At 63.1% G+C, this 12245-nt stretch carries 14 protein-coding genes; 9 read left to right on the forward strand and 5 right to left on the reverse strand.

The window, feature by feature from the left end; all coding sequences use genetic code 11:
* The first annotated feature begins 4 nt into the window (after positions 1-4).
* From ftsY to BHD07_RS25920, 3 genes are all read left to right on the forward strand, one after another.
* Positions 5-1636: a signal recognition particle-docking protein FtsY gene (gene ftsY / locus BHD07_RS25910; protein WP_100672700.1), complete on the forward strand. Its 1632-nt coding sequence runs from the start codon at positions 5-7 to the stop codon at positions 1634-1636.
* A gap of 97 nt (positions 1637-1733) precedes the next feature.
* Positions 1734-2366 (forward strand): septation protein A, encoded by a 633-nt coding sequence (locus tag BHD07_RS25915; protein WP_100672805.1) that lies wholly within the window; start codon positions 1734-1736, stop codon positions 2364-2366.
* The gene (locus tag BHD07_RS25920) at positions 2363-2953 is read left to right on the forward strand and encodes a DUF2585 domain-containing protein (RefSeq protein WP_100672701.1); all 591 of its coding nucleotides are present in this window, start codon (positions 2363-2365) and stop codon (positions 2951-2953) included. Before BHD07_RS25915 ends, BHD07_RS25920 begins: the two co-directional genes overlap by 4 nt.
* Positions 2954-3048: 95 nt before the next feature.
* Here the strand turns inward: BHD07_RS25920 and BHD07_RS25925 are convergent, their stop codons facing one another.
* Genes BHD07_RS25925 through ccmA form a run of 5 tightly spaced genes read right to left on the reverse strand, consistent with a single transcriptional unit; the run spans position 3049 to position 5936 of the window.
* Positions 3049-3657: a DsbE family thiol:disulfide interchange protein gene (locus tag BHD07_RS25925; protein WP_338283714.1), complete on the reverse strand. Its 609-nt coding sequence runs from the start codon at positions 3655-3657 to the stop codon at positions 3049-3051.
* Positions 3654-3830 carry a heme exporter protein CcmD gene (gene ccmD / locus BHD07_RS25930; protein ID WP_100672703.1) on the reverse strand — a complete coding sequence of 59 codons (177 nt, stop codon included), beginning with the start codon at positions 3828-3830 and terminating at the stop codon, positions 3654-3656. Before ccmD ends, BHD07_RS25925 begins: the two co-directional genes overlap by 4 nt.
* Positions 3827-4597, reverse strand: a complete 771-nt coding sequence (locus tag BHD07_RS25935; protein ID WP_100672704.1) for a heme ABC transporter permease — start codon at positions 4595-4597, stop codon at positions 3827-3829. The genes ccmD and BHD07_RS25935 overlap by 4 nt, the downstream gene beginning before the upstream one ends.
* 59 nt (positions 4598-4656) lie before the next feature.
* The gene (ccmB, locus tag BHD07_RS25940) at positions 4657-5316 is read right to left on the reverse strand and encodes a heme exporter protein CcmB (protein ID WP_338283715.1); all 660 of its coding nucleotides are present in this window, start codon (positions 5314-5316) and stop codon (positions 4657-4659) included.
* Positions 5313-5936 carry a heme ABC exporter ATP-binding protein CcmA gene (gene ccmA / locus BHD07_RS25945; protein WP_338283716.1) on the reverse strand — a complete coding sequence of 208 codons (624 nt, stop codon included), beginning with the start codon at positions 5934-5936 and terminating at the stop codon, positions 5313-5315. Before ccmA ends, ccmB begins: the two co-directional genes overlap by 4 nt.
* A 270-nt stretch (positions 5937-6206) precedes the next feature.
* Between ccmA and acnA the strand changes: the two genes are divergently transcribed.
* The 6 genes from acnA to BHD07_RS25975 all read left to right on the forward strand — a co-directional run bounded on the left by acnA (position 6207) and on the right by BHD07_RS25975 (position 12232).
* Entirely contained in the window at positions 6207-8897 is a 2691-nt protein-coding gene (gene acnA, locus BHD07_RS25950) for an aconitate hydratase AcnA (RefSeq protein ID WP_100672705.1), read from the forward strand.
* A gap of 239 nt (positions 8898-9136) precedes the next feature.
* Positions 9137-9955 (forward strand): DUF1223 domain-containing protein, encoded by an 819-nt coding sequence (locus BHD07_RS25955; RefSeq protein ID WP_018097394.1) that lies wholly within the window; start codon positions 9137-9139, stop codon positions 9953-9955.
* 326 nt (positions 9956-10281) lie between these two features.
* Positions 10282-10692, forward strand: a complete 411-nt coding sequence (locus tag BHD07_RS25960; RefSeq protein WP_018097393.1) for a DUF2794 domain-containing protein — start codon at positions 10282-10284, stop codon at positions 10690-10692.
* A gap of 207 nt (positions 10693-10899) precedes the next feature.
* Positions 10900-11214 carry an ArsR/SmtB family transcription factor gene (locus BHD07_RS25965; protein ID WP_018097392.1) on the forward strand — a complete coding sequence of 105 codons (315 nt, stop codon included), beginning with the start codon at positions 10900-10902 and terminating at the stop codon, positions 11212-11214.
* Positions 11211-11570 carry an SRPBCC family protein gene (locus BHD07_RS25970; RefSeq protein WP_100672708.1) on the forward strand — a complete coding sequence of 120 codons (360 nt, stop codon included), beginning with the start codon at positions 11211-11213 and terminating at the stop codon, positions 11568-11570. Before BHD07_RS25965 ends, BHD07_RS25970 begins: the two co-directional genes overlap by 4 nt.
* A gap of 44 nt (positions 11571-11614) precedes the next feature.
* Complete coding sequence (locus BHD07_RS25975) at positions 11615-12232, forward strand: ATP-dependent Clp protease proteolytic subunit (protein ID WP_338283719.1); 618 nt, start codon at positions 11615-11617, stop codon at positions 12230-12232.
* Positions 12233-12245: the final 13 nt, after the last annotated feature.

Consider the following 12245-nt stretch of genomic DNA (forward strand, 5'->3'; position numbering starts at 1 on the left):
TCACATGGCGATTGGTTTCATCAAGAAGATCTTCTCCTTCGGCAAGGATGTCGTCGAAGAGAAACCGGCGCCGCCGCAGGAGACGGCCGCTGCCGATGAGGTCGCGGTAACCCCCCCTGTCCCTTCGGGAGAACAGGGCGGTACCCAGGCACCGGTCGAGGAAGATCGTAGTGCAGCCGCGGCAACGGAAGCTAGCACGGACGATCGCGATGTTTCCTTCGCGCCAGACACGCCAACGACCGAAACCACGCGTGAGGAAGAGCCAGTAAGCACTGCTGCCACCGCAGATGAAAACACTGTGGAGCAAGGCGAGAGCGTCCCGCATCCGATCTCCCCCCTTGCGGGGGAGATGCCCGGCAGGGCAGAGGAGGGTGAGTCGCCTTCCGAACACCCAACGACTGTCGACGAGCTCCTGGCACCCGCCTCTGTCCCTTCGGGAGAGCAGGAGGAGCACGAAGCCGCCGCCGCCGCCGACGTCGAAGAGGCGGAGATTGACGCAGACGACCGTGCGGAAGGCGCAGGCTCTTCGGCAGATGAAACGGCAGCGCCGGAGGACGAGAGCGTGCCTCTCCCAATCCTCCCCCTCGCGGGGGAGATGCCGGGGAGGGCAGAGGGGGGTGAGCCTCCATCCGAGCCCCTGGCACCCAGCCTTCCCAAAGGCTTCGCCGCCGCCGAGAGGCGCCCCACGGAAGAAGCACCCGCCCCGCAAGCCAAGCTCAACTGGTACCAGCGCCTTCGCCTCGGCCTTGCGCGCACCTCGTCGCAACTCACCGGCCAGATCGCCAGCCTCTTCACCAAGCGCAAGCTCGACGAGGCGACGCTGCAGGACCTCGAGGACCTGCTGATCCAGGCGGACCTCGGCGTCGAGACGGCGATGCGCGTCACCGACACGCTGGCCTCGGAGCGCTATGGCAAGGATGTGTCCGGCGAGGACGTTTCGCGCATCATGGCCGGCGAGATCACCAAGGTGCTGGCGCCCGTCGCCAAGCCGCTGGAACTCGATCTCAGCCACAAGCCGCACGTGATCCTCGTCGTCGGCGTCAACGGAACCGGCAAGACGACGACGATCGGCAAGCTTGCGGCAAAGCTTTCCGGCGCGGGACTTAAGGTCATGCTGGCCGCCGGCGATACTTTCCGGGCGGCGGCGATCGAGCAGCTGAAGATCTGGGCCGAACGGACGAAATCCGAAATCGTCTCCTCGAAGCTCGGCGCCGATGCGGCCGGGCTTGCCTACGAGGCGTTCCAGCGTGCCCGCGAGCAGAAGGCGGACGTGCTGATCATCGACACCGCCGGACGGCTGCAGAACAAGGCCGAACTGATGGCGGAGCTCGAAAAGATCGTGCGCGTTCTCGGAAAACTCGATCCGGACGCGCCGCATACGGTGCTGCAGACGCTCGACGCGACGACAGGGCAGAACGCCCTGCAGCAGGTCGAAATATTCCGCAACGTCGCCGGCGTCAGCGGCTTGATCATGACCAAGCTCGACGGCACCGCACGCGGCGGCATTCTGGTGGCGATCTCCGCCAAGCACAAGCTGCCGGTTTACTTCATCGGCGTCGGCGAAGGGATCGAGGACCTCGAACCGTTCGAAGCCAAGGACTTCGCCGAGGCGATCGCCGGCGTTGCTGCTCCTTGACGAAGCGGAGGAGGTTTGCGCCAAAACCGCGGTTGATATGGTTTTGCCGCAATCCTGATGCTATGAGCGGCAGAAGATGACAGAACAGGATCCGCACATGTCGACGATCGAGGCCGCCAAGCCGAAGACAGAGGTAAGCCCGCTGCTCAAGCTCGTGCTGGAACTCGGCCCCCTGATGGTCTTCTTCTTCGCCAATTCGCGGGGCGAATGGCTGGCTGGCCGTTTTCCCGCGCTGGCCGAGCTCGGCGGGCCGATCTTCATCGCGACCGGCCTGTTCATGGCGGCAACGGCGGCGGCGCTGATTGCTTCCTGGATCATGACGCGCACGCTGCCGATGATGCCGCTCGTTTCCGGCATCGTCGTCTTCGTCTTCGGCGCGCTGACGCTCTGGCTGCAGAACGACACCTTCATCAAGATGAAGCCGACCATCGTCAATACGCTCTTCGGCGCGATCCTGCTCGGCGGGCTCCTCTTTGGCAAATCGCTGCTCGGCTACGTCTTCCACGCCGCCTTCAAGCTGGACGAGGAGGGATGGCGGAAGCTGACGGTCCGCTGGGGCGTGTTCTTCCTGTTCCTCGCCGTGCTCAACGAGGTGATCTGGCGCTCCTTCTCGACGGATTTCTGGGTCGCTTTCAAGGTCTGGGGCACCATGCCGATCACCATCCTCTTCACGCTCGCCCAGATGCCGCTGATCATGAAGCATTCGCTCGAACAGGATAGCGCGGAGTGACGATCGCGGCCGCCTCGCAGGACAAGCAGCGACGAGCGGCGCTCTGGTTGCTTGCCTGCCTCGGCGTGCTGGCAATCCAGGTCCTCGTGCAGCACCTGATGGGGCGGTTATGGATCTGCGAATGCGGCTACATCAAGCTCTGGGAAGGCGTCGTCAAATCCAGCGGCAACTCCCAGCACCTTTCCGACTGGTACACGCCGTCCCATGTCATCCACGGCTTTCTCTTCTACGGCCTCGGTCACCTTCTCATGCGCGGCAAACCCTGGAGCGCCCGCCTGCTTCTCGCGACCGTGATCGAGTCCGCCTGGGAGATCGCAGAGAACACGCCGGTGGTGATCAACCGTTACCGGGCCGCGACGATCTCGCTCGATTATTTCGGCGACAGCATCCTGAATTCGGCCATGGATACGCTCGCCATGGCTGTCGGCTTTCTCATCGCCTTGCGGCTGCCGGTCGCAGCCACGGTCGCGATCGCCATCGTTTTCGAACTCTTCACCGGCTATATGGTGCGCGACAACCTGACGCTCAACGTGCTGATGCTGGTCTGGCCGCTCGATGCGGTGAAGGCTTGGCAGGCGGGCGTTTAGCCGCTCCTTCGATAGGGAAGTGAGGTGTCGCGAGTCTCCTTCGCCCCGCTTGCGGGGAGAAGGTGGCCGGCAGGCCGGATGAGGGCGGTCGCGGCCTACGAGCCCGCAAGCGCCTTCTCGATCGCCGGCAGCAGCCCTTCCCTGAGGCTCTTTTCGTCGAAGGGGCCGGCACGCTTGTAGAGGATCGTGCCGTCGGCGGCGACGAGGAAGGATTCCGGGATGCCGTAGACGCCCCAGTCTATCGCCGCCTTTCCGTTCGGATCGACGCCGATTGCAGAGAAAGGGTTGCCGAGTTCGCCGAGGAAGCGCAGCGCGTTTTCGTTCCGGTCCTTGTAGTTGATGCCGACGACGGTGAGGCGCGGGTCTTTCGACAGCTGAAGAATGATCGGATGCTCCTGCCGACAGGGCACGCACCAGGAAGCCCAGACATTGACGAGCGTGAGCCTGCCCTTGACTGCCGTGTCGTCGAGAGCCGGCATGGGTTCGCCCGATGGCGTTGCAGCCCCTTCGAGCGGCGGCATGGCGAGCATCGGCGCCTTGGTGCCGATCAGCGCCGAGGGAATTTCGCTGACGTCCTTGCCGGAGTTCAACTGGCTCCAGAAGATGAGTGCGAGCACCGCGAAGATGAGGAGCGGAAGCGCCGCCATGAGATAGCGGAGGGCTCCGGGCCTGCGCTCGTCCTGCGGCGTCTCAGCGTTCGTCATTTGGCCCCTCCGGCCGGCAGTTCCGCGGAGCGGCGGCGGATCCCGGCGGCCTCGAGCTGCTGCAATTCGCGCCTGCGGGCGCGGCCGTCGGTGAGGACCCAAAGGATGAGTCCGGCTACGGTGGCGGCGGCAACCGCGTAGCTGGCAATGACATAGGCGGCATGACTCATCATGGCGTAAGCTGCTCCCGGCCGGCATTGCGCGCCGCCTGGCGTCTGAGCGAGGCCACGCGACGGCGCCAGATCTCGTTGCGCATGGCGGCGATATGCAGGGTGAAGAACAGGAGCGTGAAGGCGATCGCCATGACGATGAGCGGCCGCAGGAACTCCGGATCGATCGTCGGCCCGTCGAGGCGCATGACGCTTGCAGGCTGATGCAGCGTGTTCCACCATTCGACCGAGAACTTGATGATCGGGATGTTGACGAAACCGACGAGGATAAGCACGGCCGAGACGCGCGCCGATCGGCTCGGCTCATCCATGGCGCGGTTCAGCGCGATCAGCCCTAGATACATGAGGAAGAGCACGAAGACCGAGGTCAGCCGCGCATCCCAGACCCACCAGGTGCCCCACATCGGCTTGCCCCAGAGCGAGCCGGTGACGAGAGCCAGAAAGGTGAAGCAGGCGCCGATCGGCGCTGCGGCTCTTGCCGAGACGTCGGCGAGCGGATGACGCCAGACGAGCGTGCCGAGAGCGGAGATCGCCATGACCGTGTAGCACATCATGGAAAGCCAGGCCGAAGGCACATGCACATACATGATGCGCACCGTCTCGCCCTGCTGGTAGTCGCCTTCGGTGGTGAAGGAGAGCCAGAGCCCGGCCGCAAAGACGAGCAGCGTGAGAGCAGCAAGCCAGGGCAGCACGCGATCCGTCAGCGCCAGGAACCGGGTAGGGTTGGCGAGATCGCTGAATTTCCGAATGGCCAGGCTGCTTTCACTCATGACGGTTCTTTAACGCGGAAGGCCGGCTTCCGCAATTCATCCTAAGGTGCCGGGTCTCCTCAGTCGGCCGAGTGCCTGAGTGCCGCCGCGGCCGCCACTGGTCCGATCACCGCGAAGAACAGGGTTATCGCCATCAATATCATGAAAGGCGGCAGAAACGGGGCCGGATCCTCGATCGCCGCATAGACCGCGCTGACGCCGAAGATGAGCACCGGTATGGCAAGCGGCAGGACGAGGATCGAGACGAGCAGCCCGCCGCGCGGCAGCGCCACCGCGACAGCAGCGCCGACCGCGCCGATGAAGGTTATCGCCGGCGTCCCCGCGAGCAGGGTGACCATGGTGGCTCCGATGGCGCCTTCGTCCATGTTCATGAACAGTCCGAGAAAGGGCGAGGCGATCACCAGCGGCAGGCCGGTGGCGGTCCAATGAGCGGCGCACTTGACGAGAACGGCCAGGAGCAAGGGCGTCTCCTGCATCATGATGAGGTCGAGCGAACCGTCCTCGCGCTCCGCCTGAAAGAGCCTGTCGAGGCCGAGCAGCGACGCGAGCAGCGCGCCGATCCAGAGGATCGCCGGGCCGATGCGGGCGAGCAGGTTCAGATCGGGGCCGACGCCGAAGGGGATGACCGCGACGACCGTCATGAAGAAAAGCACGCCGATCATCGCGCCGCCGCCGGCGCGCACCGAAAGCTTGAGATCCCGGAAGTAGAGCGCGATCAATGGACGAATCCCGTCATTTCAAGGCTTTTCGCCCCCGCGAATCCAAGCGGCTGGTGGGTGGCCGCGACGACGACGCCGCCGCGGGCGAGATGGGCGGCGACCAGTCCGGCAAAAAGCCTGTCGGCGCTGACGTCGAGCGCCGCCGTCGGCTCGTCGAGAAGCCAGATGGGCCGGAAGGCGACAATGAGCTTCGCCATGGCCATGCGCCGCTGCTGGCCGGCGGAAAGATAGCCGAAGGGCAGATGAATGATGTCGGCGAGCCCCACTGCCTCCGCCGCTTCGACGAGGCCGATGCCGGAGCCGCCCGGCGAATCGCCAAGGAAGCGTTGCCAGAAGGTGAGGTTTTCCTCCACCGTCAGCTCGCGCTTCATCGCGTTGCGGTGGCCGAGATAGTGGCTGAGTTCGCGCGGATGTTCGTATCCCGATGGGCCGTCCTCCAGCCGGACGCGGCCCGATTCCGGCTCGAGGAGCCCCGCCAGGACGCGCAGGAGGGTCGACTTGCCGGCACCGTTCGGACCCGTTACCACAAGCGCCTCGCCGGCAGCCAGCGCGAACGAAATATCGTTGAAAATCAGGTCCTCGCCGCGCCTCGCACTCAAACCTTCAGCCATGAGGCGCATGAATTTCCAGCTTCCCTTGACGTGTCTTTTCGCGGAGCAAAAAAAGTTCCGATTGAACCTTGGTTGGTCTGGCACGATTTGGAGAAATTATCTATAAGGCGGCCAACACGCCAGCGGTCGGCGTGAATTTCATCCTAGCGCCGAACATGGAACGAGCTTCCACGTACGGACAGCGGAAATGACCGTACCCGCATCCCACTTCGCGCCTCACAGGTGCTCGGGCGTTCGTACGTCAGTTTTTGGCGATCAGACGGAACGGGGTATCATCCAGTGTCCAAATCCCTAGACAGCTTCAATTGTCGCTCCACGCTCACGGTCAACGGCGTGGACTATGTCTACTACAGCCTGCCGAAGGCGGAGGCGAACGGCCTCGCCGGCATCTCGAAGCTTCCCTATTCGATGAAGGTTCTGCTGGAAAACCTGTTGCGCAATGAAGATGGACGCTCGGTCACCAAGAAGGACATCGAAAACATCGCCGCATGGCTCGGCGACAAGGGCACGGCCGAGAACGAGATCGCCTATCGCCCGGCGCGCGTGCTGATGCAGGACTTCACCGGCGTTCCGGCCGTCGTCGACCTCGCGGCAATGCGCGACGCGATGGTTTCGCTCGGCGGCGACCCGGAAAAGATCAATCCGCTCGTTCCCGTCGATCTCGTCATCGACCACTCGGTGATCGTCGACGAATTCGGCACGCCGACCGCCTTTGCCCGCAATGTCGAGCTTGAATACCAGCGCAACGGCGAGCGCTACCGCTTCCTCAAATGGGGCCAGCAGGCCTTCAAGAACTTCCGCGTCGTGCCGCCCGGCACCGGCATCTGTCACCAGGTCAATCTCGAATATCTGGGCCAGGCCGTCTGGACCAGGGAAGAGGACGGCGAAGTCACCGCCTATCCGGATACCTGCGTCGGCACGGACAGCCACACGACGATGATCAATGGGCTGGGCGTGCTCGGTTGGGGCGTCGGCGGCATCGAAGCCGAAGCGGCGATGCTCGGCCAGCCGGTTTCCATGCTCCTGCCGGAAGTCATCGGCTTCAAGCTCACCGGCAGGCTCAAGGAAGGCGTGACCGCGACCGACCTCGTGCTTACCGTCGTGCAGATGCTGCGCAAGAAGGGCGTCGTCTCCAAGTTCGTCGAATTCTTCGGCTCCGGCCTCGACAACATGACGCTCGCGGATCGCGCGACGATCGGCAATATGGGCCCGGAATACGGCGCCACCTGCGGCTTCTTCCCGGTCGATGCCGAAACGATCAACTATCTCACCATCTCGGGTCGTGAAGAGAGCCGCATCGCGCTGGTCGAAGCCTATTCCAAGGCCCAAGGCATGTGGCGGGAAGGGGATGGTTCCGAGCTCGTCTTCACCGACACGCTGGAACTCGACCTCGGCGACGTCGTGCCGTCGATGGCCGGCCCCAAGCGCCCCGAGGGCCGCATCGCGCTCGAGAACATCGCCTCCGGCTTCGCGGCGGCGCTCGACAACGACTACAAGAAGCCCGGCCAGCTCGCCAACCGCTACGCGGTCGAGGGGACCGACTACGATCTTGGTCATGGCGACGTCGCGATCGCCGCGATCACCTCCTGCACCAACACCTCGAACCCCTCGGTGCTGATCGCCGCCGGCCTGCTTGCCCGCAAGGCGGTCGCCAAGGGCCTGAAGACGAAACCCTGGGTCAAGACGTCGCTGGCGCCCGGATCGCAGGTCGTCGCCGAGTACCTGTCGAAATCCGGCCTCCAGACAGATCTCGACAAGCTCGGCTTCAATCTGGTCGGCTTCGGCTGCACAACCTGCATCGGCAATTCCGGCCCGCTGCCGACGGAGATCTCCAAGACGATCAACGACAAGGGTCTGATCGCCGCCGGCGTGCTTTCCGGCAACCGCAACTTCGAAGGCCGCATCTCGCCGGACGTGCAGGCGAACTATCTCGCCTCGCCGCCGCTCGTCGTCGCCTACGCGCTGGCGGGTTCCGTCCAGAAGGACCTGACGAAGGAGCCGATCGGCGAAGACCAGAACGGGCAGCCCATCTACCTCAGGGACATCTGGCCGACTTCGCAGGAGATCCAGGACTTCATCTTCAAATACGTCACCCGCGAGCTCTACGCGACCAAATATGCGGACGTGTTCAAGGGCGACGCCAACTGGCAGGCCGTCCAGGTTCCGGCCGGCCAGACCTATGCCTGGGACGAGGGGTCCACCTACGTCCAGAACCCGCCCTACTTCGTCGGCATGGGCAAGAAGGGCGCCGGCATTTCCGACATCAAGAACGCCCGTGTCCTCGGTCTCTTCGGCGACAAGATCACCACCGACCACATTTCCCCGGCCGGTTCGATCAAGGCGGCCTCGCCTGCCGGCGCTTATCTTCTCGAGCACGGCGTCGGGATTGCCGACTTCAACCAGTACGGCACGCGCCGCGGCAATCATGAGGTGATGATGCGCGGCACCTTCGCCAATATCCGCATCCGCAACCACATGCTCGGCCCGAACGGCAAGGAAGGCGGTTATACGATCCACTATCCCTCCAAGGAGGAGATGTCGATCTATGACGCGGCCATGCAGTACAAGGAGGAGGGCGTTCCGCTCGTCATCTTCGCCGGCGTCGAATACGGCAACGGCTCTTCGCGTGACTGGGCGGCCAAGGGCACCAACCTCCTCGGCGTCAAGGCCGTGATTGCCCAGTCCTTCGAACGCATCCATCGTTCGAACCTGGTCGGCATGGGCGTCGTACCCTTCGTCTTCGAGGAAGGCACGACCTGGGAATCGCTGGCTCTCAAGGGCGACGAAGTCGTGACGATCGAGAATCTCGCCAACGTCCAACCGCGCGAGAAGCGCGTGGCGAAGATCACCTATGGCGACGGCTCGGTGAAGGAGGTCCCGCTCATTTGCCGCATCGATACGCTCGACGAGGTCACCTACGTCAACAATGGCGGCATCCTGCAGACGGTTCTGCGCGATCTCGCCGCCTGATCGGCGACGTATGAACAGAAAAGCCGGGGCGTCCACATCGACGCCCCGGCTTTTTATTGTCCGGTCCACAGGGTTTTGCACGGCTTTGCGGCAGTCACTCCAACGTGACTTTTCGTTGAAGAATACCCGTCGTATGTAGGGGTCTCCCCGCGCGGCAAACGCGTTGAAGCGACGCACTTCCGGATGGAAACGTTCCACATTTTCCCGGAAGTGCTCTAACGAGCACGAACAAAGACGCCATGATATCCGCCTGCACACCAACAATCCGACGTCTCGCCCTGGCGATCGGGCTGTTTGGTGCGTTCTGCGGAGCATCCGCAGCGGATGACGGCAGGGCGGCCGAGAGCGGGCCGGTGAAGGATGGAGCGGTCAAGGACGGGGCGCTCAAGGGCGTCGTCGAACTTTTCACCAGCCAGGGCTGCTCCTCCTGTCCCCCGGCGGACGCGGCGCTCAAGAAGCTCGTCGATGAAGGCGAGGTCGTCGCGCTCGCCTATCATGTCGACTATTGGAACTATCTCGGATGGGCGGACACGCTCGCTTCCAAGGAAAATACCGAGCGGCAATATGCCTATGCGCGCATGCTCGGCCGCTACGGCGTCTATACGCCGCAGGCGATCCTGAACGGGCGCGACCACGCCAACGGCGCGGACCTGCCGGCCATCAGGAACCGGCTTGCCTTGATGGACGAGAAGGGCAAGGGCCTGTCGGTGCCGATCGCCGCCTCGATCGGCGGCGATGAAATCTCGATCAAGGTCGGTGCCGGCAAAGGCAGGGCGAATGTCGTCGTCGTCTATTTCGACCGGGCAAGGGTGGTCAAGGTCGAGAAGGGCGAGAACAGCGGCAAGGAGATCGCGTATTGGCATGCCGTGCGCGACATCCAGACCATCGGCATGTGGGAGGGCAAGCCCGCGGAGTTCACGCTGCCCGCCTCGGTCCTGTTCGAAGGCCAGGGCAACAGCGGTTGCGCGGTGCTGCTGCAATCGATGAAGGACAAGGAAACGCCGGGAGCCATTATCGGCGCCGCAACGGTTCTCGCGGGGCCGCAGGGAAAGCTCTGATGACAGGAAATGTTCCGCATCGCTTGCGGCGGAACAGGGGATGGTTCGGCCCGGCAGCATCGAGGGGCTGGGGCTGAGGGTTCGAAGTTACCGGACCGAACCAGCCATGTCTGCGTTCGAGAACCTCCCGCAGCATGACGGCTGGCCGGACATACGGTGGCAACGACTCTGTCCGGCAGCGGTCGGAGTGTTGCGGCGAATTGGGGCGGCGTTTTGACTGAATTGCGGCAGCCCCAAGAATTGCTGACATTGATCAACAGCTTCCGGCTTGCTTTTCCGATCGTGTGAGGCACACTGTCGTGGTCCTGTCACATTAGAAGGCCGAAATGCCGATGACTGATGAAACGGATTTGCCGCGAGGCGAAGCACGTCACTACGGCCAGACCACCTCCGATGTGGTCGTCGATCTTCACGAATACAAGCAAGCCAAGAACCCCCCGCCCGTCACCTTCCATCGCCGCGAACTCGACCTGATTCTCAAGGTCTACGGCCGTATGGTGGGCGAAGGGGAGTGGCGCGACTATGCGATCGACCACCTGAGGGACCGGGCCGTTTTTTCGGTGTTCAAGCGCGCCGGAGAAGTGCCTCTCTACCGCATCGAGAAAAACCCGAAGCTCGCCGCGAAACAGGGCGCCTTCAGCGTGCTCAACGCTCACGGGACGATATTGAAGCGAGGCCACGAGCTCGCCCAGGTGCTCAAGGCCTTCGACAAGGTGCTGAAGCTCGTCAAAACCTGACCGACATATCACTCGGAGCCGCCCCTCATCCGCCTGCCGGCACCTTCTCCCCGCAGGCGGGGCGAAGGGACAAGCGGCAGCGCTTCGCCTCGGTCCCCTCTCCCCGCATGCGGGTTTATCCCTGAATCGGTTGGCGGCGGCAAATCGCTTGCATCGAAGCGTGCCATCCGTGTTGCGAATCAGATAAGTGTATGCTTATCTGACGTCATGACTGAGAACGACATATTCAAAGCGCTCGCCGACCCGACACGCCGTGCAATCTTCGAGAAGCTGGCGAGCGGAAGTATGAATGCCAGTGCCTTGCGCAACGGAATGGACATCAGCCAGCCGGCCATGTCCCAACATCTCCACGTGTTGCGTAATGCAAAGCTGGTGCGGGAGGAGCGGCAGGGGCGCTTCGTGAACTACGAGGTCGACCCGGAGGGGCTGGCGCTCGTTGCCGGATGGCTGGCGAAATATCGCGCCTACTGGCCGGCGCGGATCGATGCGTTGAAGGTCTTGCTGAGGGATATGGATCAATGAACGATGTGGAGCTGAACGAGCAGGCAAGGAATCTGGTGCTCGAATACGAACTCGATGAATCGCCTGAAAAGGTGTGGCGGGCAATCAGCATGCCTGAGTTCCGTGAGCGATGGCTGCCCAGGCGCGAACTGACTGGGGCCGAGCCTGTCTCCACGGCGCCGGGCAAGGAAATCCGCTACAGAATGCGCGACGACGAACCTCCCTTTCTCGAAAGCCTCGTGGCGTTTCAGGTCAGGCCCAGCAATGACGGCGGCACGATTCTGAGAATTATCCATGGGCTGGAGGATGAGCGGCTGGCTCCGCGAACTCCGCCGGCGGCGAACAGCAACCGGCTTTGGCTGATGCGCGCCGCCTGACGTCTCACTCTACCAAAACAAACTCATCAGACAGGAGTTCGCCTATGCGCGAAGCGATGCAACTCGTCCCTATGGTCGTCGAGCAATCCAGCCGTGGCGAGCGCTCATTCGACATCTATTCCCGCCTGCTGCGGGAGCGAATAATCTTTCTGAACGGCGAGGTGAACGATGCAGTGTCTGCTCTCGTTTGCGCACAGTTGTTGTTCCTGGAAGCCGAAAGCCCCAGAAAACCGATCCAACTCTATATAAACTCGCCCGGCGGTGTCGTTACCAGCGGCTTCGCGATGTACGACACGATGCGTTACATCCGGGCGCCCGTGCATACGCTTTGCATGGGGACGGCCCGTTCGATGGGTTCGTTCCTGCTGATGGCAGGCCAAGCGGGCGAGCGCACCGCCCTGCCCAATGCAAACATTCTCGTCCATCAACCTTCGGGCGGCTTTCAGGGACAGGCCTCCGATATGCTCATCCATGCCGAGGAAATCAGGCGAACCAAACACCGCATGACGCGGCTTTATGCCGAGCATTGCGGGCGAACATATGAAGAATTCGAGCGCGCGATGGATCGCGACCGTTTCATGACGGCGGAAGAAGCTCTAGAGTGGGGTCTGATCGACCGCATCCTCACCGAACGGGAGCTCGGCGCTGAATTTGACGCTTGAAGCTCACCTGCGC

The sequence above is a fragment of the Sinorhizobium sp. KGO-5 genome, assembly GCF_036245905.1.
Classification (GTDB): domain Bacteria; phylum Pseudomonadota; class Alphaproteobacteria; order Rhizobiales; family Rhizobiaceae; genus Sinorhizobium; species Sinorhizobium meliloti_A.

Coding starts and splice junctions, on each gene's coding strand:
- ftsY (WP_100672700.1), top strand. CDS start 5: ATGGCGATTGGTTTCATCAAGAAGATCTTCTCCTTCGGCAAGGATGTC.
- BHD07_RS25915 (WP_100672805.1), top strand. CDS start 1,734: ATGTCGACGATCGAGGCCGCCAAGCCGAAGACAGAGGTAAGCCCGCTG.
- BHD07_RS25925 (WP_338283714.1), bottom strand. CDS start 3,657: ATGACGAACGCTGAGACGCCGCAGGACGAGCGCAGGCCCGGAGCCCTC.
- ccmD (WP_100672703.1), bottom strand. CDS start 3,830: ATGATGAGTCATGCCGCCTATGTCATTGCCAGCTACGCGGTTGCCGCC.
- BHD07_RS25935 (WP_100672704.1), bottom strand. CDS start 4,597: ATGAGTGAAAGCAGCCTGGCCATTCGGAAATTCAGCGATCTCGCCAAC.
- ccmA (WP_338283716.1), bottom strand. CDS start 5,936: ATGCGCCTCATGGCTGAAGGTTTGAGTGCGAGGCGCGGCGAGGACCTG.
- BHD07_RS25955 (WP_018097394.1), top strand. CDS start 9,137: ATGATATCCGCCTGCACACCAACAATCCGACGTCTCGCCCTGGCGATC.
- BHD07_RS25960 (WP_018097393.1), top strand. CDS start 10,282: ATGCCGATGACTGATGAAACGGATTTGCCGCGAGGCGAAGCACGTCAC.
- BHD07_RS25965 (WP_018097392.1), top strand. CDS start 10,900: ATGACTGAGAACGACATATTCAAAGCGCTCGCCGACCCGACACGCCGT.
- BHD07_RS25970 (WP_100672708.1), top strand. CDS start 11,211: ATGAACGATGTGGAGCTGAACGAGCAGGCAAGGAATCTGGTGCTCGAA.
- BHD07_RS25975 (WP_338283719.1), top strand. CDS start 11,615: ATGCGCGAAGCGATGCAACTCGTCCCTATGGTCGTCGAGCAATCCAGC.